The organism is Anabaena sp. CCY 9613, assembly GCF_963920895.1.
GTDB lineage: Bacteria > Cyanobacteriota > Cyanobacteriia > Cyanobacteriales > Nostocaceae > Cyanocohniella.
The window spans coordinates 269,250-294,466 of record NZ_CAWUDE010000006.1 but is presented as its reverse complement, the minus strand read 5'-3'; the positions used below and the strand labels follow the sequence as shown (position 1 = coordinate 294,466).

Annotated in this window: 25 protein-coding genes; 17 read left to right on the top strand and 8 right to left on the bottom strand. The window is 40.8% G+C overall.

What is annotated here, in order from left to right:
• Positions 1–20: 20 nt before the first annotated feature.
• The gene (locus ACM0OT_RS10010) at positions 21–812 is read right to left on the bottom strand and encodes a DUF429 domain-containing protein (protein ID WP_414564218.1); all 792 of its coding nucleotides are present in this window, start codon (positions 810–812) and stop codon (positions 21–23) included.
• Positions 813–998: 186 nt separating this feature from the next.
• On the opposite strand from ACM0OT_RS10010, the gene ACM0OT_RS10005 reads away from it, so the two are divergent.
• Complete coding sequence (locus tag ACM0OT_RS10005; protein WP_414564217.1) at positions 999–1,196, top strand: DNA-binding protein; 198 nt, start codon at positions 999–1,001, stop codon at positions 1,194–1,196.
• Between the two features lie 119 nt (positions 1,197–1,315).
• Positions 1,316–1,579 carry a type II toxin-antitoxin system death-on-curing family toxin gene (locus ACM0OT_RS10000; protein WP_414564216.1) on the top strand — a complete coding sequence of 88 codons (264 nt, stop codon included), beginning with the start codon at positions 1,316–1,318 and terminating at the stop codon, positions 1,577–1,579.
• A gap of 58 nt (positions 1,580–1,637) precedes the next feature.
• Here ACM0OT_RS10000 and ACM0OT_RS09995 read toward each other — a convergent pair whose 3' ends face one another.
• Positions 1,638–3,206, bottom strand: a complete 1,569-nt coding sequence (locus tag ACM0OT_RS09995; RefSeq protein ID WP_414564215.1) for a B12-binding domain-containing radical SAM protein — start codon at positions 3,204–3,206, stop codon at positions 1,638–1,640.
• 343 nt (positions 3,207–3,549) lie between these two features.
• Here ACM0OT_RS09995 and trpS point away from each other — a divergent pair, with 343 nt between their 5' ends.
• The 6 genes from trpS (at position 3,550) to ACM0OT_RS09965 (ending at position 9,966) form a co-directional block, all read left to right on the top strand.
• Complete coding sequence (gene trpS, locus ACM0OT_RS09990; protein WP_414564214.1) at positions 3,550–4,560, top strand: tryptophan--tRNA ligase; 1,011 nt, start codon at positions 3,550–3,552, stop codon at positions 4,558–4,560.
• A gap of 58 nt (positions 4,561–4,618) precedes the next feature.
• On the top strand, positions 4,619–5,548 hold the full coding sequence (locus tag ACM0OT_RS09985; protein WP_414564213.1) for a methylenetetrahydrofolate reductase: 930 nt from the start codon (positions 4,619–4,621) through the stop codon (positions 5,546–5,548).
• A gap of 269 nt (positions 5,549–5,817) precedes the next feature.
• Positions 5,818–6,510 (top strand): hypothetical protein, encoded by a 693-nt coding sequence (locus tag ACM0OT_RS09980; RefSeq protein ID WP_414564212.1) that lies wholly within the window; start codon positions 5,818–5,820, stop codon positions 6,508–6,510.
• A gap of 70 nt (positions 6,511–6,580) precedes the next feature.
• Complete coding sequence (locus ACM0OT_RS09975) at positions 6,581–7,030, top strand: hypothetical protein (protein ID WP_414564242.1); 450 nt, start codon at positions 6,581–6,583, stop codon at positions 7,028–7,030.
• Between the two features lie 162 nt (positions 7,031–7,192).
• The gene (locus ACM0OT_RS09970) at positions 7,193–7,618 is read left to right on the top strand and encodes a hypothetical protein (RefSeq protein ID WP_414564211.1); all 426 of its coding nucleotides are present in this window, start codon (positions 7,193–7,195) and stop codon (positions 7,616–7,618) included.
• 227 nt (positions 7,619–7,845) lie between these two features.
• Positions 7,846–9,966, top strand: coding sequence for a single-stranded-DNA-specific exonuclease RecJ (locus ACM0OT_RS09965; RefSeq protein WP_414564210.1), 2,121 nt, complete (start codon positions 7,846–7,848; stop codon positions 9,964–9,966).
• 29 nt (positions 9,967–9,995) lie between these two features.
• Here ACM0OT_RS09965 and psb30 read toward each other — a convergent pair whose 3' ends face one another.
• Positions 9,996–10,118: a photosystem II reaction center protein Ycf12/Psb30 gene (psb30, locus tag ACM0OT_RS09960; protein WP_414564209.1), complete on the bottom strand. Its 123-nt coding sequence runs from the start codon at positions 10,116–10,118 to the stop codon at positions 9,996–9,998.
• A 127-nt stretch (positions 10,119–10,245) separates the two neighbouring features.
• On the opposite strand from psb30, the gene ACM0OT_RS09955 reads away from it, so the two are divergent.
• The 3 genes from ACM0OT_RS09955 (at position 10,246) to ACM0OT_RS09945 (ending at position 11,497) form a co-directional block, all read left to right on the top strand.
• The gene (locus tag ACM0OT_RS09955) at positions 10,246–10,596 is read left to right on the top strand and encodes a YkgJ family cysteine cluster protein (protein WP_414564208.1); all 351 of its coding nucleotides are present in this window, start codon (positions 10,246–10,248) and stop codon (positions 10,594–10,596) included.
• A 95-nt stretch (positions 10,597–10,691) separates the two neighbouring features.
• Positions 10,692–11,123, top strand: a complete 432-nt coding sequence (locus ACM0OT_RS09950; RefSeq protein WP_414564207.1) for a TMEM165/GDT1 family protein — start codon at positions 10,692–10,694, stop codon at positions 11,121–11,123.
• Positions 11,124–11,191: 68 nt separating this feature from the next.
• Positions 11,192–11,497 (top strand): TMEM165/GDT1 family protein, encoded by a 306-nt coding sequence (locus tag ACM0OT_RS09945; protein WP_414545597.1) that lies wholly within the window; start codon positions 11,192–11,194, stop codon positions 11,495–11,497.
• Between the two features lie 76 nt (positions 11,498–11,573).
• Here ACM0OT_RS09945 and ACM0OT_RS09940 read toward each other — a convergent pair whose 3' ends face one another.
• From ACM0OT_RS09940 to ACM0OT_RS09930, 3 genes are all read right to left on the bottom strand, one after another.
• A complete protein-coding gene (locus ACM0OT_RS09940) occupies positions 11,574–12,065 on the bottom strand; it encodes a hypothetical protein (protein ID WP_414564206.1) in 492 nt (163 codons plus the stop codon).
• 278 nt (positions 12,066–12,343) lie between these two features.
• Complete coding sequence (locus ACM0OT_RS09935; RefSeq protein ID WP_414564205.1) at positions 12,344–13,237, bottom strand: ABC transporter ATP-binding protein; 894 nt, start codon at positions 13,235–13,237, stop codon at positions 12,344–12,346.
• A gap of 60 nt (positions 13,238–13,297) precedes the next feature.
• On the bottom strand, positions 13,298–14,071 hold the full coding sequence (locus ACM0OT_RS09930; RefSeq protein ID WP_414564204.1) for an ABC transporter permease: 774 nt from the start codon (positions 14,069–14,071) through the stop codon (positions 13,298–13,300).
• A gap of 422 nt (positions 14,072–14,493) precedes the next feature.
• On the opposite strand from ACM0OT_RS09930, the gene ACM0OT_RS09925 reads away from it, so the two are divergent.
• Entirely contained in the window at positions 14,494–16,434 is a 1,941-nt protein-coding gene (locus ACM0OT_RS09925; RefSeq protein ID WP_414564203.1) for an FAD-dependent oxidoreductase, read from the top strand.
• Positions 16,435–16,458: 24 nt separating this feature from the next.
• On the opposite strand, the gene ACM0OT_RS09920 is transcribed toward ACM0OT_RS09925, so the two are convergent.
• Positions 16,459–17,247, bottom strand: coding sequence for a hypothetical protein (locus ACM0OT_RS09920; RefSeq protein ID WP_414564202.1), 789 nt, complete (start codon positions 17,245–17,247; stop codon positions 16,459–16,461).
• Between the two features lie 84 nt (positions 17,248–17,331).
• Between ACM0OT_RS09920 and ACM0OT_RS09915 the strand changes: the two genes are divergently transcribed.
• The 5 genes from ACM0OT_RS09915 (at position 17,332) to ACM0OT_RS09895 (ending at position 24,447) form a co-directional block, all read left to right on the top strand.
• The gene (locus ACM0OT_RS09915) at positions 17,332–18,507 is read left to right on the top strand and encodes a sigma-70 family RNA polymerase sigma factor (protein WP_414564201.1); all 1,176 of its coding nucleotides are present in this window, start codon (positions 17,332–17,334) and stop codon (positions 18,505–18,507) included.
• Between the two features lie 97 nt (positions 18,508–18,604).
• Positions 18,605–19,774: a DUF1822 family protein gene (locus ACM0OT_RS09910; RefSeq protein WP_414564200.1), complete on the top strand. Its 1,170-nt coding sequence runs from the start codon at positions 18,605–18,607 to the stop codon at positions 19,772–19,774.
• Between the two features lie 348 nt (positions 19,775–20,122).
• Positions 20,123–22,078: an alpha-amylase family glycosyl hydrolase gene (locus tag ACM0OT_RS09905; protein ID WP_414564199.1), complete on the top strand. Its 1,956-nt coding sequence runs from the start codon at positions 20,123–20,125 to the stop codon at positions 22,076–22,078.
• 328 nt (positions 22,079–22,406) lie between these two features.
• On the top strand, positions 22,407–23,045 hold the full coding sequence (locus ACM0OT_RS09900) for a histidine phosphatase family protein (RefSeq protein ID WP_414564198.1): 639 nt from the start codon (positions 22,407–22,409) through the stop codon (positions 23,043–23,045).
• Positions 23,046–23,316: 271 nt separating this feature from the next.
• A complete protein-coding gene (locus ACM0OT_RS09895) occupies positions 23,317–24,447 on the top strand; it encodes a Gfo/Idh/MocA family protein (protein ID WP_414564197.1) in 1,131 nt (376 codons plus the stop codon).
• A gap of 462 nt (positions 24,448–24,909) precedes the next feature.
• Here ACM0OT_RS09895 and ACM0OT_RS09890 read toward each other — a convergent pair whose 3' ends face one another.
• Complete coding sequence (locus ACM0OT_RS09890; protein ID WP_414564196.1) at positions 24,910–25,146, bottom strand: hypothetical protein; 237 nt, start codon at positions 25,144–25,146, stop codon at positions 24,910–24,912.
• Positions 25,147–25,217 lie beyond the last annotated feature (71 nt).

Below are 25,217 nucleotides of genomic sequence, written 5' to 3'. Positions count from 1 at the left end.
GGGTATGGAAAATATCTTTATCACTCACCACTCCCCCTGTTCTCTGGGATGACGATGTAACCAGTACTGCGATCGCCTAGTACTAAGTTACGTTGTTTACCCCAGTACCACCAATGGGCTGCTACATAAGCACAAATCAGGCTATCTAGTTTGTCTTCGGCTGCTTTGAGGGCTGCGCCTGTACTGGGGATTTCGGAAGATAGGGAACCACAGAGGGGCGGAGGAGCCACTGCGGTGGACGGGTTCCCCGACATAAAGCAAGTGGCGTAACTCAGAGGAGGTTCTAAGGTGGGTAGAATTTCTACTATGAAATTGTAGAGTTTAATTAATTCTAAGCGACGCTCACTGAGGCGTCCTTTTTTATATTTGAGGATGCGTTCTAAGTTGAATAAATTTACGATTGCGGGATGGGGAAAAACTTCTATTTGATATCTGCCAAGTTTTTGGGGATCAATATCAGGTGCGTGGGCAAATCCACGACGTTCTAATTCTAAACCAAAGTTGATGGTGCGTTCGGCGAAGGGTAGATTTTGATTGGCTGGGTAGCATCCAGCATGATATTTACCAAAGTATTTATGAGTGAGTTTATCGGGGAGACGACTACCTGTAGCGTTGGGGATCAAGGTAGGTGCATCTACGCCAATGATGGCTGGTTCGTCTGGTTGTACCCTTTGCTCAATCCAAGTGAGGATATCTGCAATAAATTCTAAACGATCTAAATCTCGTATTTGCAGTTGTCCTGCGATTAGTTCTAAACAGCATAAACCGCTTGGTTGCGATTTCCAGCCTAAATCAATGCCGATAAATTTCATGATTGCTAAATGTATTAATTATTGGAATTTAAATAAACATGATTGTACTATATTTAAATTTGATTACTTTGAAAAAATAAATATTCGTAAATTAGTTTTCTTTCCTACAACAACACAGATAATCTCTGGTTTTGTCAGGAGAAATTTGGTTTAATATTAAATAAAGACTAGCTACAAAGAGGAAAAATGGCTGCTATAACCATTAATATGACAGAGGAGCAACTGCAAAAATTGCAGGAATTAGCGCAAAAGTTGGGGATGTCTACTGAAGAATTGTTATGTGCAAGTTTAGAAGATTTGTTAAACTACCCCAACAATGAATTTAACCAAGCTGTTAGTTATGTATTGCGAAAAAATGCTACACTTTACAAGCGATTGGCATGATTCGCTACTTGTTACTGTTTGAGGTTGTCGAACTTCATCGTCAGATTATAGAGCAGTCTGGTGGTGCGTTGGGTATCCGAGATTTGGGTGGTTTAGAATCTGCTCTTGCTTAACCCCGTATGACTTTTGGCGGTGAAGAGCTTTACCCGACACTAGTGGATAAGGCTGCGGCAATCGGGTTTTCGCTGGTTATGAATCATCCCTTTATTGATGGGAATAAGCGGATTAGTCATGCCGCAATGGAAGTTTTTCTGGTAATGAATGGTCTGGAAATTGATGCTTCAATCGATGAGCAGGAGGTAATTATCCTTTCTTTAGCATCAGGTCAAATTGAGCGTGAGTTATTTACGCAATGGTTAAAAAATCATGTCAAAGTTATTTAAAAACACCTATTCTTGATGTAAGAATAGGTGCAAAATTCTCTTTAATAATCATCGTGAATTAGCTTACAGGCTCTAATTGATGAGTTTCTTTTACCTCTGGTTTTTCTTGTTTTAATGCTGCCAATTTTTCCTGCAACTGCGCCCTGACTTCATAGCGATAGTTGAAGAAGTGTTCACCCACGCCCAAGGTAGTCAAATAATCGTACAATAAACGGGGTTTAGTGAGTGCGATCGCTACTAATTGCCACCAGAAACGAAACCGAGTTGAGCGCACTATACCCTGTCGCCAGCAAATCGCCGTAAATAGACGGATCTCAGTCCCAGTAATCTGACGCTTGGTTTTACCCCGCCAACCATTCATCATTCTAAAGTGGCGGAAAGTTCGTTTCAAAAAAGGCATCGGCTCATAGATATTCCAGAAAGCATCGATGTATTCCTCTGTAATTTCTGCTACTGGGCGCGTCGGTACAAAGTTCATAATTGCGCCTTGATGAAAGGTTCCTAATCCATCAGCTAATCTTCCTTCTTGTTGCAAGCGATTCCACATGGCTGTATTTTGCAACGCTTGTAGTAAGCTAAACTGTCCTTGGGGAATGCCAGTCTCTTCAATAAATTCCCGAATCCGTTGGCCTGCACCTGGGCGTTCGTTATCAAAGCCCATAATGAAACCAGACATAATCTGCAATCCTGCCCGTGTGACTTTGTGGCAAGATTCAATTAAGTCATGGCGTGTATTCTGAACTTTGTGAATACCCAAAAGACTATCTGTATCTGGGGTTTCTATGCCCATAAATACAAGGGTGAATCCGGCTTTTACCATCAACTCAATTAATTCATCATCCTCTGCCAAATTGAGTGAAGCTTCGGTAACTAAAATAAATGGGTAATCATGTTCTTCCATCCACGGAATCAGCGCTTTTAAAAATACCTTAGCATTGCGCTTATTACCGATAAAATTGTCATCAACTACAAATACATATCGCCGCCAGCCCAAATCGTAGAGGACTTGAAATTCCTGGAGCATTTGTTCTGGTGTCTTGGTGCGGGGCTTGCGTCCATATAAGTTGATAATGTCGCAAAATTCACACTGGAATGGACACCCACGGGAAAATTGGACTGTGATTGCTAAATAAGCATCAAGATCCAACAAATCAAATCGCGCAATTGGTGTTTGGGTGACATCTGGTTTTTCTGGAGATCTGAAAATTCCTTGTTCTTCTCCCCGTGCTAGAGCATCCACAAACATGGGGATAGTACATTCCCCTTCATCTAAAATTAGATAATGCGCTCCTGCTTCCAAGGCAAATTCTGGTACTGATGTAGGGAAAGGGCCGCCCACAGCCACCTTTTTACCTAACGCCACACCTTTTTGCATCAAGGCGCGAAAATCTTGTTTCTGAATAATCATTGCAGAGATGAGGACTAAATCACACCATTCCCAGTCTGCATCTGTCTCTAGACGGATATTGCGATCTATAAATCTGATTTCCCAATCACTGGGTAGCATGGCGGCTACTGTAATCAAACCTAATGGGGGATTAGTGGAGCGTAAACCAGCTAAATCGAGGGTTTCCTGGTAAGACCAGAAAGAATTAGGCATGATGGGCCATAGTAACAAAGCTTTCATCTTAAACCTCCGAGAGACTTCCGTTGGCAAACGGGAACACATCGACTTCGGTTAAAGTGTACGCAGGATGTCTTAAATCAGTTATCAGTTATCACTGTTTGCTATTAAAAAGCACACACCCCAGATTAAAATCAAGCATTACTTCCAACATTAATCTGTGCCTGGTAATGCAGATAATAAGCTTTGTTAAATCGCAGATTTTTTCCTACTCCCTACTCCTAACTCCAGAGAGATAAATATTTCTGCTTCGCAACAGCGAGTTGCCCAGGAAAGTGTCAAAATTAAATGAGTTTTGTAACCGCCACTTTACTAGAGCGGAGTTGAGATAATTAATTTGAAATTTATGGGCAAGCAGCGTGTTCTTTCTGGAGTTCAACCAACGGGCAATTACCATTTAGGTAACTACTTGGGCGCCATTCGCAACTGGGTAGAAGGTCAGAGTGAATACGAAAATTACCTGTTCGTGGCTGATTTGCACGCAATTACGGTACCACATGACCCCAAACAGTTAGCATCTGATACTTATACATTGGTGGCGCTGTATCTAGCTTGTGGTCTGGATTTAAATCACTCCACTATTTTTGTGCAATCTCACGTCTCTGCCCACAGTGAACTTACTTGGCTGCTTAACTGCATTACACCTTTAAACTGGTTGGAAGATATGATCCAGTTTAAGGAAAAGGCTGTCAAGCAAGGTGAAAATGTCAGTGCAGGTTTGTTAGACTACCCTGTGCTGATGGCTGCTGATATTTTGCTGTATCAAGCTGATAAAGTGCCAGTAGGTGAAGACCAAAAGCAACATTTGGAATTGACCAGAGATATTGCAGCGCGGTTAAATCACCAATTTGGTAAGCCAGACCAGCCTGTACTCAAGTTACCAGACCCTTTAATTCGTAAGGAAGGGGCAAGGGTGATGAGTTTGGCGGATGGTACACGCAAAATGTCTAAGTCTGATCCTTCTGATTTAAGCCGAATTAATTTACTAGATCCACCAGAGCAGATTCAATATAAAATTAAACGCTGTAAAACCGATCCGGTTCGGGGTTTGACTTTTGATGATCCAGAGCGTCCAGAGTGTAATAACTTGTTAACGCTGTATATGTTGCTATCTGGGAAGAACAAAGAAGCAGTAGCCGCAGAATGTCAGGATATGGGCTGGGGACAATTTAAACCATTGTTGACAGAAACGACAATTAATGGTTTGAAGCCCATCCAAGAAAAATATCAGGCAATTATGGAAGATCAAGCTTATTTAGAGTCTGTATTACGCGATGGACGAAAAAAAGCTGAGGCGATCGCTAACCAAACTTTAGCACAGGTCAAAACTGCCTTGGGTTATTCTCTACCTCTGTAGGTTTGCACTTTTAGGCGTAATTCGTTATAGCCTTTAAAGAAACCGAAATAATAATGTTATGCAGGATACCCAAAGTTCCAAAGTTTTAAATTCCTTTCGTCATGCTGTACAAGGTGGTGAATTTTTAGTTACTGCTGAAGTTGCACCCCCCAAAGGGGGAAATCCAACCCACATGCTATCAATGGCGGCGACCCTTAAGGGGAGGGTTCATGCCGTCAATATTACTGATGGTAGCCGCGCAGTTTTGCGGATGTCCTCGTTAGCAGCGTCAGTCATTTTGTTACAACACGGTATTGAACCAATTTGTCAGGTGGCTTGCCGCGATCGCAATAAAATTGGTTTACAAGCTGATTTAATGGGGGCCCATGCTTTGGGTATCCGCAACATTTTAGCTTTGACTGGCGACCCGGTAAAAGCAGGTGATCATCCTGATGCTAAAGGCGTGTTTGATTTAGAAGCTGTGCGACTGTTGCAACTAATTCGGAAAATGAATCAAGGCGTTGATTGTCATGAAAAGCCCTTAACTGATGGTGCAACAGATTTATTTACAGGTGCAGCGGTAGATCCCCAATGTGCCAGTTGGTCAGGTTTGCAAAGTCGCTTTGAACGTAAAATTGCCGCCGGAGCGCAGTTTTTTCAAAGTCAATTAATTACTGATTTTGAAAAGCTAGAAAAGTTTATGGACAACATAGCCTCTGTTCATCAAAAACCAATTTTGGCAGGAATTTTTCTGTTGAAATCGGCAAAGAATGCCCAGTTTATTAATAGATGTGTTCCCGGAGTAAATATCCCCCAGCATATTATTGATAGGTTGGCACAAGCTAAAGACCCACTGGAAGAGGGCGTAAAAATTGCGGCAGAACAAGTGCAAATTGCGCGGCAATTATGTCAAGGTGTTCACATGATGGCCGTCAAGCGGGAAGATTTGATTCCGCAAATTTTGGATTTAGCCAAAGTTGTACCAGTTAATCATGTAGTAGCCAAGTAGATAGGCAATAGGCTATGCCCCTCCATAACTGAGGAAATGCGTAGGCATAGCCAGCCTGAGGCATATACTAACAATACACGGAGCGTATCCTTGGCCACCCTTGAGATTACTGTTGGTTTAGAGGTTATCTGCTACAGTAAAAGTTGTATTCACACCAATTCTATCCAAAAATAGATATTTCTTGGTAACAAAAGTACATGTTATTCACATTCGTGATACTAATGGTTTATATTTCCCAAAAGCGTTAGTTACTGAAAGTAGGGCATCGTTTGCAAGCAAAAGAGATTAAGGATCAGCTAAAACACCTCATCGAGCAAGCCTCCTCGATAGATCCCAACTTGGCGAAAAAATTGCGCGAGATTAATCGTTGGGTAAAAAATATCAAGCCCGGTTCTCTGACTGCTAAACCATTTGTCCTAGCATTTCTCTTAGAAGTAATTACAGATTCTACCATTTGGCTGATCATTCAATCATCACCTTCGGTAGAAGCACAAAATGCCAAGTTTGAGCAAATGACCCCCAATGAAAGATACTGGTATGGCCATCTTTTTCCCAGATGGATAAATGCAACCGATGCCAAATTTTATATTTGGAAACAAAAACTCATGGCAGGAGAATTTAATCAGCTAGATGATGATATTATTAAAGCTATAGCTCACAATATTGTTCAGCGTGAAGGTAGTGTTTGGCATCGTTACATCGCCGACCTTTCTATGGCCACAGATTTAATCATCAGTAGTCATCAGCAAAAACCCTTATGTATTCAAGTTACCAGTGTTTCGGAAGAGTTTAATCATCAAAAGTATCATTATTGGCAAAATACACTGCATTCATGGGAAATAGAGAGAGGATTATTTTTAAGTTACAATCCCAAAGATGTCAATTTCATCAAGCAGTTAGTTAATATAGCACTGTATAACAGTGACTATCTTTCAGGTGGCAAGTATTTGAAGTTTTCCTGACGCTCTTAACGGTGCAATAATCGAAGATTTGTGTTTGGCCCTACATACTTATCAGCGCATCACAGCTTTTATGGCTAACCGACAAGAAACTCATAGTTACAGAAATCCCGTGGAAGAATTTTCGCAAGTTTTAACAACTGCCCGCAGAATGCAGCATGACTGGCTAACATACGGTGTAGATTATGTTCATTTTTATGTTGAAGATGCAAATAGTGATTGGCTAGAAACATGGGGACATGATGAAATTTTAGGTAATAGGGTATTAGATGTTATTAAAGAATTTTTAGTCAGTGATGATGATGTAGCTGTCAGTGTCAGGCAGTATTTAGGAGAGCGATCGCTTTTTGATTTTGCAGTCAATTTAGCAGAATGTTGGAGAATTGCCGCAGGAAATGACAGGTTATCTATAGTCAGAAATCTGTTAGCTGGTGATGACGATCATGTTGATCTAAATAATGCAGAATTATTGAATTTAGCAGATAGTCTGTTAGTAAAATTAGCAGATATTTCTGAGTGTTAAATTACATGGCGGAAGTTTAGGTAAGCAGTGAAGCGGTTGTGTGGGTCGTCTGTAATCAAAATTGGTAATATAATTGACGAAGAGTATACCCAATTTCTCAGTACAGTGTTAGGCTGAAGTACTCAAATATCAATAATTACCAATTTTGTCAAGTTTAAATCCATGTCTAAGCTAATACTAGCAACCTTATTCACCACAGCACTGCTGTTGACATCCGCTAATCACCCTAGTGTCACATTAGCTGGAACCTGCGCTGCTCAATGTGGGCCGCGTCCCATGCAGTTTACACCAGGACAACGTGTTCGAGTTCAAGTAGTAAATCGCACTCCTCGCGTGATTCAATTACAAAAACTTGCCGCTACTGATCCAATTGCCTTGCAACCCGGACAGGAATTAACATTGGAACATGGACATGGGACAACGCCAAATTTGTCACTGATTTTCTGGGATGACACTGGTTTGTCGGTACAGGCGAATGTATCGAAACCCAATTTTGGCACATTGCAAGTAGAATTTCGTCCTACGTGGAGTTTTCCAGGCGATCGCTCTATTTATATTCTTAACGATGGTCGTGTAGATGTGTTGTAACGGCTAACAAAAATGTTATGAGTTAGGAATGTGGATTTAATAAAATACAGAACCTCACCCCCAACCCCTCTCCTTGGTAAGGAGAGGGGAGACTTTGACGCAAGTCAAAGGCGGGGTGAGGTCAAAAACTAGACTTGCATGTTATTTAATTCATATTCCTTATGAGTTAAGCAAAAACTTTTCATGCCACACTCGCAACTCATAACTGTATATTTTTAATTTCTATTGTGCTAGATCAAGCTTTCCCTAAACCAGCAACATCATCCAAGCGCCTACCTAACCAGCGTTGGCAAATTTATCCTCAGCAACCAGAATTTGCCCAGAAGTTGGCGACAATCAACAATATTTCCCCGATTATTAGCCAGCTATTAATTAATCGTGGCATCACTACACCAGAAGCAGCACAAGCATTTTTAGATCCAGAGTCTTTAATTTTACCTTCACCATTAGAAGACTTTCCCGATTTAGCAGTGAGTGTGGAGTTATTACAACAGGCGATCGCAACGAAAGCTAAAATTGCTATCTGTGGTGATTACGATGCTGATGGTATGACTAGTACTGCATTACTGTTGCGTAGTCTCCGCAGTTTAGGCGCTCAGGTAAATTATGCCATTCCTAGTCGGATGCACGAAGGCTATGGCATTAATAAGCGAATTGTGGAAGAGTTTCACAGTGAAGGTGTAGAACTAATTTTGACTGTAGATAATGGGATTTCTGCATTTGAACCCATCGCCAGAGCCAGAGAACTTGGTGTAAAAGTAATTGTTACTGATCACCACGACATCCCTCAAAAACTACCCCCAGCCAACGCCATTCTCAACCCCAAACTTATAGCCGAATCCTCACCTTATCGCGGTGTTGCAGGTGTGGGTGTTGCGTATATTTTGGCGGTATCTCTAGCCCAACAGTTAGGAGAAATGAAAGGTTTAGTCAGCCCGATGTTAGCCTTATTTACCTTAGGAACCATCGCAGACTTAGCCCCCTTAACAGGTGTCAACCGTCGCTGGGTAAAACGTGGTTTAAAACAGTTACCCAAATCTCATTTACCTGGGATACAAGCATTAATTCAAATGGCTGGTGTCCAGTCCAGGGGAGAAGCGGGGGTGGAGAAGTTAGGACTTGTACCAAAATCATCCTCCACATCTCCTAAATCCCTCAAACCCGAAGATATCGGTTTCCGCCTGGGGCCACGAATTAACGCCATTGGTCGCATTGGTGATCCTCAGACTGTGATTGAGTTGCTGACGACAGATGATATGGGGATAGCGTTGGAACGCGCTATGCAGTGCGAACAAACGAACACTAGGCGCCAACAATTATGCGAGGAAATTGAACAAGAAGCGATCGCTTATGTAGAAACGGAATTTGTGTCATCATTACCACAAGACCGAGTATTGGTGGTTGTGCAACCCAACTGGCATCATGGTGTAATTGGCATTGTCGCTTCCCGCTTGCTGGAACGCTACGGTGTTCCTGTGTTTATTGGTACCTATGAAGATGAGCAACTGATTCGCGGTTCGGCTCGTGGTATTCCTGAGTTTAATGTGTTCGAGGCGTTGGAATGTTGTCACGACTTACTAGGTAAATTTGGGGGACACAAAGCAGCCGGAGGTTTTTCTTTACCAGCCGAGAACTTACCCAAATTGCGATGGCGGTTGTGTGAGTTTGCTAACCAATGTCTAGAACCACAGCACCTCAAACCACTACTAAAAATTGATGCTCAAGTTGATTTTTCCGAAATAAATCAGCAGCTTTATCAACAGTTGAATGCCCTGCATCCTTGCGGTATGGATAACCCTGATCCCATATTTTGGACATCTCAAGTCCAAGTTGTGGAGCAACAAACTGTAGGAAAGGGTCATATCAAGCTCACACTGGCCCAAAGTATACATGAACAACAGTATAAATTTAAAGCGATCGCTTGGCGTTGGCGCGACTATTTCCCCCTACCATCACAAATTGATATTGCTTACAAGTTGCGAGAAAATCACTTTAATGGTAATACAAGTATTGAGTTAGAGTTACTAGGTGTAAGATTGCCTCAGGTTAACTCTAGAAGGTTATCGCCTGATCGTCTATTTTATAATTCTTCAACTCAAACATTAAAAAGCAAATTCCAACTCAACCAGCGCCCCTATACTTGTGGTATCTATCAAAACGCTGGTTTACCAGAATTAAGAATTAAAAACTCTCAAGGCAAAGTTTTAGTCATGCACCCAGGACGTACAATCGGTCTACTAGGCACAAATCGAGAAGATGCTATCGAGGTGGATATCTCTCAACCACAATATGACAGTATTATTCAAGCTGCACTTCAGGCATTATCAAACCAGAATGCTGAGTCATAAATCTGGAATGAACTCAGCACTCAGCACTCTTAAAGGTTGCCGTTACGAAACGCTAGCACAAAGATAACGGCTGGGCCAGCAATGATGATTAATGAAACGGAAACTAGCTGAAAAATAACTTCCCAATTAATACTGCTTAAAGCGTCAAACATTTTTCCCTTGTCCTCTTAATCGGCTTGAAAAATACAGTAAATCAGTTGCCAAATCTGCTATTAATCATATCTGTTCACGGCCTGTTACATTTAATTTACTTAACAAAATTATAGGAAAAGACATAAAATGGCAAACTGGCAATGTGTCAAGCAATGTGGGGCCTGTTGTAATCTTGATCCCGCAGATCGTCCAGATATAGAAGACTATCTTTCACCCGCAGAGTTGGAACAATATCTGAGTATGGTAGGTGAAGATGGATGGTGCATTAACTTCGACCATACCAGCCGAGAATGCCGCATCTACTCTCATCGTCCACGTTTCTGTCGTGTAGATCCAGAAATTTTTCAGGATATGTATGGCATCGAATCAGAAGAACTCAACAATTTTGCCATTGACTGTTGTCGCCAGCAAATAGAAGGAGTATATGGCGATCGCAGTTTAGAAATTCTTCGTTTTGACAAAGCCATTGGTTTTTGAACATGACATTTTTGGCCTTGGGGGTTGCAATTTATTACAAAAATCTGAGAAAATGAGAAAATTATGAAAGCAACCCCACAACCAAACTACTGCCTGTGAAACTTGACTCTGTACCTGTAAGTTTTTCTGTCACATCTGAGCCTGAAAACCAGCCAGAACTAAAAGATGACAACGAAACGAACTTAACTGCCGTAATTATTGAACCACTCCAGCCTGTAGTTGTCGATCATCAAAAAAAGCAGGAATCAGTAGCAGCAATTTTTGGTACTACTTTCATTACTATATTTCTCGCAGAAATTGGCGATAAAACCCAGCTATCCACCTTATTAATGAGTGCAGAATCACATTCACCGTGGGTAGTGTTTCTTGGATCTGCGGCTGCACTGATAACCACCAGCTTATTAGGTGTACTTTTAGGTAGTTGGATCTCCAAACGTCTTAGTCCCAAAACCGTAGAAAAATCAGCCGGAGTAATGTTATTGCTAATTTCCCTGATGCTCGCCTGGGATGTAATTGGTAATTATTAGCCGCCGAAGCGTTCTTCCTTATCCCCCATTCACTACTCCCTATTCCCTACTCCCTACTCCCCAAAACTATGGAATGGCATCTTTTAGGACTCAGCTTCGTGACAGTTTTTTTGTCGGAATTAGGTGATAAAAGTCAACTAGCTGCGATCGCACTTTCCGGACGTTCTCGATCTCCTCGTGCAGTATTTTTCGGTACGGCTGGCGCGTTACTGTTAACTAGCCTTTTGGGATCATTAGCTGGGGGTGCTGTAGCAGAGTTATTACCCACACGTTTACTAAAAGCGATCGCGGCAATCGGGTTTGCTATCCTCGCCGCACGTTTGCTGTGGTTTAATAATGAAGAAACATCCTCAGATTCTCAACCAACACCTTAAATAAAAAGCCCCGATATTAAATCAGGGCTTTTGTTGTAGCCGTCAATGCTACATCTATAATCTATGTAGAGGATCTCTAAACTTGCTGACGCCAGCACCAGTTTAGGAGTGTACCACCTGCCACTAATTTGATTGCTTCTAGAAAGAAATAACCACTGTGGAGTAAATTCATCTCCGTCGGAATTGCCGAGGCTGATCCAAATAAATTCAGACTAGTTCCTACGGCGCACATTTGCGGAGTTAAGAAGTAGGTATCCAACAGAACTATTGCCAGCAGTAATATTCCAGAAATAATAACGCTAGGATGCCAACGAGATATAGTTTTGCTTAAAGCCAGTACGCCAGTTAAAACTACAGCCGCAGATAATAATTCCAAGCGATTAAAATTCCAAAAAATCACATAGCCTGCTGTAGCAAAACCTGCTTGGCTCATCATGCCTGAAAGATAAAGACTAGGCATAATTACCCAATCTAAAACTAAGCTAGCACTCAACCAAAAGCCCAAAGCAAACATGACAGCAGTTTGCCAAGAGGTTCTTTTTAATTCAACTGTAGAAATAGCATTCATAAGAATAATTACTTGTGTTCTATTTGTAGTCTGTAACTCAAAGAGCTACTTTGACAACACATCTCAATTATCTAGCAAAAACATATTGATAAATGCAAAAAGTAACGATTGTTATTTTTTTGCTGTATTAATAAATATTCATTTTTTGAGATAACTTTGAAATTCTTAAAATAAATTTACGTTTGCATATGAAACTAAAAATCCTACTCTTGGGGAGCATCCCAATTTGGCAAAAATATCAGGCACTGACGCAAGGTTAGGTTCCGTCGAACTCACGTTTAATTACCTTGTGTCACTTCCAAATAAATATACTCTAATCGCACAGGTTGACGAGCAATAGAATCAATGACTATTCCTTCAAAACGGGCGATAATTTCTTTTAATTCTAGAGGTTCAGGCAACCAAAAAGCCAACTCATTACCATAATATTTGTGGGTAAAACCATATTCTTGAGCGCGGGCGATCGCTTGCTCTTGTTGGTCTGTTTGTACTAGTATTACTTCTTGGGCTGGAATTAATGTGCGTAACTCGGCTAAACTTCCTTCAGCTAAAATCTGCCCATGTTTAAGAATGCCAATTCTGTCACACAGTCGCTCGGCTTCATCTAATAAATGTGTGGTTAATAAAACGGTAATGCCCTGATTTTTGAGTTGTCTAATTAATTCCCAAATTTCATATCTCGCTTCAATATCTAATCCTGTTGTGGGTTCATCTAAAATTACTAATTGGGGTTGATGTACTAAGGCGACTGCAATATTCAACCGTCGTCGCATTCCGCCGCTGAGAGTTTCTACAGGACTGTTGGCTCTATCTAATAAGTTTACAGATGTGAGAGTTTTCTGTATTTGTTTTTTGCGTGTTTCCCGGTTTAAGCCGTAAATATTTGCAAAAAAGTTGAGATTTTCTGCACAAGATAGTGTTTTATAAAGTAAGTTCTCTTGGGGTGCAATGCCAATTATTTTTTTTGTTGTCTCGGAAACTGGGTGATTATTGATTGTAATTTCACCACTATCAGCTTTGAGTAAGTTACAAATAATATTGATTGTTGTTGTTTTTCCGGCTCCATTTGCACCTAGTAATCCATAAATTTCTCCTGGGTTGATGTGTAGGTTTAAGTTTTGCAATACTTTTGTTTTACTGTAGGATTTATTTAGATTGGTGATTTTTAGCATAAAGTGTTTTAGGTTTAATAATAAGAAAATTAGAGGACTAAAGTCCTCACTACTGGCTCATTAAAGTCTTCTTTCTACTATGAGCATTCGGCGATAAGATAACCAGCCACTAATAACCATTACTAGGGCAAATATTAATAAAAACCAAAAATGTGAGCTTATTTGTGTAATATCATGACCTTGGGATGAAACTCCTACAAGGGCTTCATTCATATGATAGATAGGATTATATTTGGCAATATTAATCAGGGTTGGGGGAAATAATGAAGCTGGTAAAAATGCTCCTCCGAGAATTAGCAAAGGAACACCAAAGGCAGCTACTAAAGCGTTAACATCTTCAGTACGCCGCGCTAATTGTGTACCTAAAATAAAGCCTAAGCCTACGTAAGCAATAATGCTTATAAAAATAATTACCAGTCCTAAAAAAATAGAACCATTGAAAGTTGCACCCCAAAAAGCGGCAATTGTATAAACCAATAGGGTTTGTCCTATGCCAATGCAACTGTGAGCGAGAAAAATTCCTAAGAAGTAGGATGTACCACTCAAGGGCGAAATAAACAGGCGTTTGAGGGTTTGTTGTTCTCTATCGGCAACTACAGTAGCTACACTACCACCCAAACAACTAAAAAATAAGGCCGCGCCTACTAAAGTTGAAGGTGCAGCATAGGCAAAAGCTTCAGCTAGTGGTAGTTCGGCGCGTTCCGCCAATATAAATCCACTGAGGATTAATAGGGAAATGGGGAAAATACTCCAAAAAATTAAGCTGCGTCTGCGACGCAACAGTTCAATTAAGATGCGCTGAGTCACAGCTATGGTTTCACGCCAATACTTCATAAGTGGGGAGTGGGGAGTAGGGAAGTGGGTAAATTTTATACTGATTAAATAATTTATAGTGTCAGTATGAGTATTAGTGTCTAGTGTACTGTTAACGGCTTACCCGATGGGTTTATGCATTTTATGAAGATTACTTAGGTCTTGGTAGCTAATTATTAAATAATATATTAGACTATCAAATAATCTTCTCATTTGTTAAAACGAATTTTGCTGTGTGATAACCCCTCAGATAAAAAGGTTTACTATAGAAGTTAAAGATGTGGTATTCTCAAAAACTATAGTTAAAGATTTAGTGTTTTTTTGAGTCAGCAAAATTAATTTGTTTCATGAAAAATTAAAATAGAAAAATACCCTAAAGGGTCAATAACTGAAAGTCATATTTCACGCCAGTCCTTGTTCGTGAAGCATTAATCTTTTTACCAATGAGTTTACTATTTAATTCGCCAGAATCATCTGCTATCTCCCGTCGTACACTGCTGAAATTGTTTGGTATTGGGGCAATTGTTGGCGGAACTGGATACTCCCGGTTTACTAAACCAAAGCCAACTGTCTTTCAAAAAGATACCCTCAGTTTGCCACGAATCTTAAATAAAAATAAAAGTGTTGTAGTAGTTGGTGCCGGTTTAGCTGGTTTAGCTTGTGCATATGAATTGAGTCAGCGGGGATTTGTGGTAACACTTTTAGAAAAAGCCCCCCAACTCGGTGGTAAAATTGCCAGTTGGCCCATAGAAGCCGCTGGTGAAAACTTCATGATGGAACATGGATTTCATGGTTTTTTTCCCCAGTACTACAATCTTAAAAGTATAGTTTCGGAACTGGAAATCACGAATAATTTTCAATCATTAAACTTTTATTCTCTGGTTTACCGTAATAATAAATACCAACCAGAGGTATTTCGTCCCAGTAATTCGGCTTTTCCTTGGAATATTGTAGACTTAGCGATCGCCTCTCCTAATCGGTTACGCTGGGGCATTAATTTGACGAAATTTAAGCATTTACAAGTCTTCCAGGCCATTACTGGGTTTCAGCGAGAAAAAAATTATCAGCGGTTTGACAATATCTCTGTGGCTGACTGGGTAAAAACTGAGTTTCCCCAGGGTTTATATGACTTGTATTTTCTACCCTTTGCCAAATCTAGCTTGAATGCGCCAGATGAAATGAGTGTGGGTGAACTGATGCAGTTCTTCCATTTTTATTTTTTTGGTAACCCGGAAGGTCTAGCTTTTAATGGCACTGTAGATGATATGGGTACTAGTTTAGTGCAACCCATTGCTCAGGCAATTACGAGTAATGGTGGCACAATTATTACTGAGGCCACTGTAAGTGAGATTCCGGCGGTCGATGGTAAGATTGATACCTTAAAATATTATCTCGGCAGTAATCAAAGTCATGTGCCTTTTTGGGTCAAGCGTAACTCAGTGATTACTGATGGCAAGGTAGAATACTTTGGCGCGGCTGATGAAGTCTATGCAGTACCATCTGATAGCAAAGAAGCCATTTCCTTAACTTGTACTCATCAAGGTTGTACTGTTAAACAAGCAGCCGATGGTCAGTTTCATTGCCCTTGTCATGGAGCAGTGTTCGCAGCTGATGGTAAAGTTTTGAAAGGGCCAGCCAAACAAAATTTACCGAAGTTTCAAGTAGTGCAACGACAAAATGACGAGTTGCAATTAATAGCAATGAATCATGAATCAGCACCACCGCAGACAATCGCCGCAGATTATTATGTCTTTGCTACCGATGTCCCTGGTGTGCAACAACTATTTAAGCGCGTGAGTGGTGATGTAGATCAACAAGTGCGATCGCAAGTGGAAAAATTGAGTATTGCTGATCCCTTTGCTGTCTGTCGTTTCTGGTTTGACCGTGATTTTGCCTGGGAACAGAGTAATTTTACCTCTTTATCTGGTTACCAGTTAACTGACAGCATCACCCTTTATCACCGCATCCAACAACAATTTATTGATTGGTCACAACGCACAGGCGGGAGTGTGGTTGAGTTACACGCCTATTGTTATAAAGAAAAGGAATTTCCTACTCAAGGGGCTTTGTTGGCAACTTTTGAACAAGAACTATATGAAATTGTCCCTGAGTTGAAACAAGCAAAAATGTTGCATCGAGAAATAGTTAATCAACATAACTTTTCAGGATACCCACCCAAGAGTTATGCTGAACGCCCAGAATCTAGTACTGGTGTTCCTAACTTAATCTTTGCGGGGGATTGGGTGAAAATGCCTTTTCCTTGTGGGTTGATGGAACGGGCGGTAAGTAGTGGATTATTAGCAGCCAATGAAATCTTATATCGTGAGGGTTTACAAAGGCGATCGCTCTTGTCGGTGAATCCAGAGGGAATGTTGCAGATTTAAATTTGTACCATATTTATTTCTGGTCTATAAACGCCACTTTTCACTCCAAGCACCTGTGACATTAAACCCACTAGTTACAGGATTTAACTTCAAAGAACCCCAGCCAAAGGTATTACAAACTGGGCCAAAACCAGTACCACAAATATCACCTGCACCGTAACCATTAAAAGAACGTGTGCCTATATGGGAATATGTAGAATTGCCCCAATTACCATTACCAAACCAAGTGGTATTTCTCATACCAGCCCGGAGAACACAACGTAAACCACTACCTTGACGATTACCATTCAAGTCAGAAACTTGGTATTCATCGAAATGCTGACCGCAAGTTCTTGGTCTGGGTAATGGTCTGTAGCTGGTCGCCCTAACTAATTGCCATTGTTCATTCCATGCACCAGTGACACGAATAATTGATGGATTAACTATTTGGATCTTGATATTACCATTGGGGAAATTATTGTTGATATTTTCGCCATTACCATGAATATCAGAAGCGTAACCAACAAGATTAGAACCTCTGTAAACAGCTTGTCCTACGTGGCGATAAGTGGAACCACCCCAATTGCCTTCGCCGTACCATGCTAATCGGGGAATTTTACTTCCTGGTCTACCTTCGCTAAATTTAACGCAACGAATACCAACACCTTGACGATTATCCAATGGTCTGACCACATAAGTACTCATATGCTGACCACAACTAAAGTTTGTTCTTTGTGGTGTTGGCAATGGGCGTACTTGGGCGAAAACGGTAGTTGCAGTAGAGAGTGCTACCATACTACCCAGTGTTAAAGATTTAAATACTAGGCGAAACATGACTATTCTTCCTTGTAGTAAAGTTTGTGCAGGCGACTTTTTTTAACGCCTTCACTCTTTCTATAGGTCGGCTGACAATTTTTTATGCAACCTCGACAAAGCATTATTGAAATTTTTTCGACTTTCGTACAATTTGAGGCGGATCGTTTTAGTCATTGGGCTACGGAATCAAAATTGCGTCGCAGCATTCAAGGTTGTCTGAATAAGACACCAAAAGAATCTGCGGAAAATTTTTGGGTGCTGTATTGGTTTAAGTTTTGGCAAGTTCCAGAAACTAAATGTCTCGCCCAGCAACATCTTATTGCTTATTTACAAGAACCCTGCTATTGGATTTCTCAAAAAACAGCCGCTAACTTTGTGAGTACGCAATATAAACTTTCCGATTGTTTTCAAATTGCGATCGCTCAAGTTGATAAAGTCCTAAAAGGTTATAATCCCAGTCACAACAGTACTTTAAAAGGCTACGCCAGTATTGTTTTTGGGAGTACTATCCGCGATATTTTACGCCAACGTCGGGAAGTTGATATCTGTACAGATTGGGGTTTGCTGCGTAAGATATCCCAAAAACGGTTGCAAGAATCTTTGCAAAATGCTGGCTTATCTCCAGATACCATTCATAGTTACATCGTCGCTTGGCAATGTTTTAAAACTCTCTATGTGCCTACCATATCTGGTAACTCTCGCCAACTTTCTCGACCAGATGATCAACTTTGGCAGGACATGGCCCAAGCTTACACTTCACAAAATAATCAAAAAGTCAATATCCAAACCTTAGAAAGTTGGCTAGTAAATGCTGCTAAGGCTGTACGTAAATATCTTTATCCCACACCCGATTCATTAAATATCTCCAAAGGTGGTGATGATTCTTGGGAATTACTTGATAACCTACCAGGGGTACAACAAGAATCTTTAATAAATGAAATTGTTGCCCAAGAAGAAGCCCAAACCAGGACTTCTCAGCAAACTGAAATTAAACAGGTGTTAGCTCAGGCGATCGCTCAATTAGAACCACAAGTCCAACAGATTTTGCAATTGTACTACGCTCAACAACTAAATCAAGACGGCATCGCCAAACAGCTAGACATAAAGCAGTATACAGTTTCGCGGCGATTAACTAAAGCTAAAGAAATTTTGCTGCGGTCTTTAGCTAGTTGGAGTCAAAATACTTTGCATATTTCTGTCACCACAGACCTACTAACAAGTATGAGTACTGTGATTGAGGAATGGTTACACAACTACTATAATGCGCCCACTCACTGACTTATGCTAGAACAGATGGTCACGTCTGTTATACCGGGGAAGTGAATTTTCCCTAATAAATTCAACACTAGCCGCCGATTTCTCCGGAGTAAACCCTATGACTGCTAACACCCCCATCTTAACTTTTGCGTCAACAGACCTGATTTTGGAAATTCCCGCCAATGTAGAACATCAAGCACAACTTCACAGTCAATCTTTTGCTGAAACAGGTAGTTATCAAGCATATATTAATGAACTGTGTTTAGGTGCTGTTTTGCCTTGGTTGCAAGAGGATTTTACACCCCAAGCCAAAGTTTGGCCTCATACCAAAGCTTTATCCAGCTTTTGGGAACTGGTGAATGGCACCGCAGTCATAGTAGACGCAACGAGATTTATCTTAGTTCCCAGTGAAAATATTGATAGTAGTGAATTGCGTGTACCGCAAGAATGGGTAGATATTCCGAGTTGGGTGGGTGATTATTACTTAGCAGTACAAGTAGATCCAGATGAAGGCTATGTCAGGGTTTGGGGGTATTGTACCCATGAACAACTGAAAAATAAAGGCAATTATGATCCAGGCGATCGCACTTACGCTTTAGATGCAATGGATATGATTGCTGATATTAGTATATTGACTGTGGCCCAAGAATTTTGTCCCCATGAAGTTACACGCAGTCTCACCCCAGAATTACCGACATTACCACAAGCACAAGCCCAAAATTTACTTAACCGCCTGGGAAAGTCCGAAGTCGTTACCCCGCGTTTAGCCGTCCCTTTTTCCTTGTGGGGTAAATTAATTGAACATGGCGGTTGGCGACAAAGTTTATATGAACAACGTTTAGGTTTACCAGAACAGCGGTCAGTGGCGCAATGGTTGCAAAGAGGTGTTTCCCAAATAGCCGCAGATTTAGGCTGGGGTAAGTTAAATCTGCAATTAAGTGCAGCTGGGGCGCGGAGTGTGGAAGAAAGACAACCAGGAGTTAGCTTATCACGTCAGCTGGCCATCGCCGGGCAAGTATATGAATTAATAATTACACCCCAAGGTGAACCAGACGCCCCATATTGGCGCTTTGAGTTACGCAACGCCACCGTAGGTGCAGCCATACCCGGTGGTTTTAAATTGCGACTCCTTACTGAAGATTTACAACCTTTTCCCAACAATGAAGATATAGCTACCACGGCCGTAGAACAACTCTACGTAGAAGTTGCCTTAGAAGCAGGAGAAGGCATAGTCTGGGAAATCGAACCCCTTCCCGACAGTTATGACCGCGAAATCCTCAAATTTTAAGTTTTGATACGGCTTTTTTCCTGATAGGGTGGTAGATAACTCTGCCATATATTCACATCAAAAATAAACAGCCATGAGAGAAAAACCACAGCAACAAATGCAAAGATGGGCTATGTTGTGTCACTTTCTCTGGTTTATTGGCGTAGATTGTGTGGTTTAGTATTTCTGGGTATTCCTTTGTATTTGCCACGGAATATTTTGGCACCATTAATAATTTGGTAACTCAAAAAATTACAATATCCTTGGGTTGATTTATAGTGCGGTGCCAACTATTGCCGAGCGCGAATTTTATCAATATTCAGTCAACAATGTAACTAAAGGATTTTAGGATAATTTAAGCTAAATACGATGTACGAACAAATTTCCCACTCACTGTTAAATTCTATACTAGATGATTTAAAGCCGGAAATTCGTCGGCAAGATTTGCGGCATTTTTATACTCGTCTTGGTGCGAACTTTTACGCTATTTATTCGCTGTTTTTTACACTATACGGGCATCGTGATGATTTTGAACGGCAAATGTTACGGCTAGTTGAAACAATGGCGAAAGGCTATATTGATCGCTCTCCAGAGTTAGAGCGGTTGGATATTCAACGTGAGCAAGACCACAATTGGTTTTTGTCGCAAAAATGGGTAGGGATGGCTCTTTATTCCAACGGTTTTGCCGAAAACCTGGCAGATTTAGAAAACAAAATAGGCTATTTTCAAGAGCTAGGCATCAATATGGTGCATATTATGCCGATTTTGATGTGTCCTAATGGTCAAAGTGATGGGGGCTATGCCATCAGTGATTTTAGACAAATTGACGATCGCGTCGGTGATTTAGAAGATATTCGCCGCATTGCTAAGGAGTTCAGAAAGCGTGATATTTCGCTCATTTTGGACATTGTACTCAATCATACTTCTGACGAACATGAATGGGCGCAAAAGGCGAAGATGGGCGATCGCAGTTTTCAAGATTACTATTTTATTTTTGAAAACAGAGAAATCCCTGATATGTTTGAGCAAAACATGCCAGAGGTTTTTCCGGAAACAGATCCGGGCAATTTTACTTGGAATGCCGAAATGGAAAAATGGGTGATGACGGTTTTCCATAATTATCAGTGGGATTTAAATTACAGCAATCCCAAAGTTTTTATTGAAATGCTCGACATTATTCTTTTTTGGGCAAATCAAGGCGTGGATGTTCTCCGACTCGATGCAGTTGCATTTTTATGGAAAAAGATCGGTAGTTCTTGCCAAAACGAGCGCAAAGCACATTTGATTTTGCAGTTAATGAAAGATTGTTGTCAAGTGACTGCGCCCGGTGTGTTGTTTATCGCCGAAGCGATCGTCGCCCCTGTGGAAGTAATTAAGTATTTTGGCGAGGATGCCATCGCCGCCAAAGAATGTGAAATTGCTTATAATGCTACTTTAATGGCTTTAATATGGGATGGAATCGCCACTAAAAACACTAAGCTACTTTACCAAGGCATCAAAAGTTTGCCTAACAAATTAGAACGCGCCACTTGGCTAAACTATGTGCGTTGTCATGATGACATTGGTTTAGGTTTTGACGATAGCGATATTCGCCTAGCCGGTTACGAACCGAGAGCGCATAGAAGATTTTTAGTTGATTACTTAAGTGGTCAGTTTGATGGATCTTCATCTAGGGGAATGGTGTTTATGCCTAATGAAGCTACGGGAGATGCGCGTATTTGTGGTTCACTAGCTTCTTTAGCGGGATTAGAGTCGGCACTGGAAACTACTGATGAGGATTTGATTGCCCTGGCAATTAATAGAATTCTATTAATGCACGCAATTATTCTATCTTTTGGCGGAATCCCTCTAATTTATAATGGTGATGCCATCGCTGTACTCAATGATTACAGCTATATTGATGACCCAAGCAAAACCAACGATAATCGCTGGGTACACCGCCCTAAAATCAATTGGGAAAAAGCCGACTTACGCAAAAAACAAGGCACGGTGGAATACACAGTATTCAATGCTACAAAAAAAATGATTGCTATTCGTAAAGAAATTTCAGCATTTGCTGATTTTAATAACCGCGAATTGCTACACATAGAGAATGAACACTTGCTATGTTTTATTCGTTTCAATCATCAGCGTCCATCAGAAAAAGTGCTGGTCATCGCCAACTTTGATGCAAATCCGCAATACTTGTATTTAGAGTCACTGAGACATACGGGCTTCAACCTTTATAGTAACTTTGTTGATTTATATAGTGGTATAAAGCCAGAGCAATGTGATAATCGTATTACTCTAGAAGGATATCAATTTTATTGGCTGACAGAGACATAAAAAGCTTCAATAGTTTCGCCAAAATAAGAGGCTGAAAAAAGAGGTGTCAACTGTACAGTTACTTTTTATTTGTCGTATGTCAAATTAATGTCGAGAGTGTAACGCTTGAATTGTCTAGCGTGTAAGCATTAGAACCAGCAGAGAGAACTTGCAAGCCTAGAGTGGTAAGGTTGAACTTGATGACACGAATTTGTCTAAACGCCATTTAATTAGTAACTGTACAACTTTTTTGGTTGATTACTTTGTCATGGTTTTACATACTCGATAGCAAGATTGATGGTAGTTTATTTTTGTACAAACTCCTTTATTCCCCATTGCGATACCAGCTATGACACTCAATTTATATTTACTGCGACATGGAGAAACTACTTATAGTCAAAGTGGTAATTTTTGCGGTGAAACTGATGCGGAATTGACTTCTCCAGGGATGCAGATGGCATCCAGTTTTGCCGATGTTTATCAAAAATTGAAGTGGGAAGCTGTTTACGTTAGCCCCATGAAGCGCACAATTGCAACTGCCAAGCCATTTTGTGATGCTATCGGTATGGATATGCAATTGCGTGACGGACTTAGAGAAGGTAGTTACGGTCAATGGGAAACTAAGAGTAAATCTTTTGCCCAAGAGAATTACGCAGAAAACTATCTAAAATGGGTGACAGAACCCGCTTGGAATGCACCACTAGGTGGAGAAACTGCGGTAGATATTGCTAACCGTTCTATGCCTGTAATTGCTGAAATTCAAGAAAAACATCCCCAAGGTAATGTTTTAGTGGTTTCCCATAAAGCCACGATTCGGATTATGCTTTGCAGTTTACTGGGAATTGATTTAGGGCGCTATCGCTATCGGGTGAATATTTTGGTCGCGTCGGTAAGTATGGTGAAATTTGACGTTAATGGTCCTTTGTTAGAAATATTAGGCGATCGCCATCATATACCCGATGATATTCGCTTTCGTCCGGGAACATAATAGTTCCTACTATAGGATTACTATTTGATTTTTGTTGGCGTAGCCTGCGCTTTGCGCTTACAGAATTAGGTATTGTAGGGTGTGTGAGAACGGAGTTCGTAATGCACCATGCCCTATATTGAGATGCGTTACGCTATCGCTAACACACTCTACGTATTTTTAAGCGCAAAGCGCAGGCTACGCCAACGGAATTAAAACCAGATTTTTATAGACGATTTGGATAATTACTATTCCTAAACTCTAGTCTCTAGTTTTTTAACAAATCAAATTTATGGTTTCTGAATTACAAACAAATCAAAATACAATTGGTGTAGCAGTAATTGGTACTGGGTTTGGTCAAAAAGTCCACCTTCCCGGATTTAAAGCACATCATCGCACTGAAGTAGTCGCTGTTTATCATCGAGATATTAATAAAGCCAAAGCCATCGCCAATTCCCAAAATATTCCCCATGCCTGCGACACCATTGACGATATTTTAAATTTACCAGCAGTGCAAGCTGTGAGTATTGCCACTCCGCCATTTTTACACTATGAAATGGCAAAGGCCGCATTGCAAGCAGGCAAACATATATTAATAGAAAAACCCATAACATTAAATGTATCGGAAGCGAAAGAACTTGAGCAATTAGCCCAAAAGCAAGGTGTAATTGCTACTGTAGATTTTGAATTTCGCTTTGTTCCAGGATGGCAATTATTTTCCGAGTTACTATCCACAAACTATGTAGGAAACAAGCGCTTAATTAAAATTGACTGGTTAGGTTCCTCCCGCGCCGATACTTCTCGTCCTTGGAATTGGTATTCTTCTCAAGATAAGGGAGGTGGTGCATTGGGGTCTTTAGGTTCCCACGCCTTCGATTATATTTCCTGGTTATTTGGCCCAGTACGCCGATTAAACGCTCATTTAAGTACTGCTATTCCCACACGTGTTGACCCTGCTAGCGGGGAATTAAAGCCAGTGAATACCGATGATACTTGTATGCTGTCACTGGAATTAGCAGATGGTACACCTTGCCAAGTCTCTATCAGTTCTGTGGTTCATGCATCAAGGACACACTGGTTAGAAGTGTATGGCGATCGCGGTACATTAGTCTTAGGTAGTGAAAACCAAAAAGACTACATACATGGATTTCGCGTTTGGGGTTCCCAACCTGGTCAACCTCTGCAAGAAATCGAAATACCCCAACGTTTAGTCTTTCCCCAACATTACCCTGATGGACGCATTTGTGCATTTATCCGTGTCGTAAACCAATGGGTACAAGGAATTGACCGCCAACAAGCAATAATTCCATCTTTGAGAGAAGGTGTTTATTCGCAATTATTAATGGATTTATCTCATAAATCTCATACAACATCCAGTTGGATAGATGTACCCAACGTAGAAGAATTTCTCACTGATAAATAAGCGTTATATATAGGAATCCGGTTTGATTCCTAAAATTATTTGCGTAGGCTGGGAGTGGGTAGTAGGAAAAAAGATTTTTTGAGTATACAGAGTTTTTTCAATAATTCAATAGGAGTCCTATGTAATCTAACTTTTCACGGTATCTGGAAAACCTCTCTCTAAATCTCTCTCCTACGAGGAGGAGCCACTGCTTTGCGCGGGTTCCCAAGGCACTCCGTTGGGCGGGTTTCCCGACTTGAAGGAAGCTTACATCTTGCACCAGGCGACTGGAAGTCACGGCTACACAGGCAAAACCCGCCTAAGCGGGTTGGAAACCCTTGATTTTTCGTGAGTCCGCGCAGGCGGACTTGATTTGTATAGCCGCGATTTTTAATCGCCAGGGCTAAGTGCAAGATCTGAGTTAGAGACTTTAAATTTCTGAAGAGCTATCTAGCTTCTAGTTACCCGAAGCCATAACAGCCATTAGTAACCGTAACTGAATGACTTGGCTAAGTAGGTAACATGACCGATTGCATAGACTGTCACAAATGCCTCAGCTAACTTAGTCAGTGCTGACATGTCACTGAAGTAACCGCCGCCATAACCGTAGCTACCACCAGAGATGACATCTACATCTTTCAATTCATTGAGAAAACTTTCGGAATCTTGGAACAATTCAGAACCAGCAATGTTTAATTCGGACAGAGTGATATTTGCCATTGTGTTAGCTCCTTAAACTTTGATTGCGAGATTTTTAACCTGGCTCTCAGGGATGATTGCTAGTAAAAATT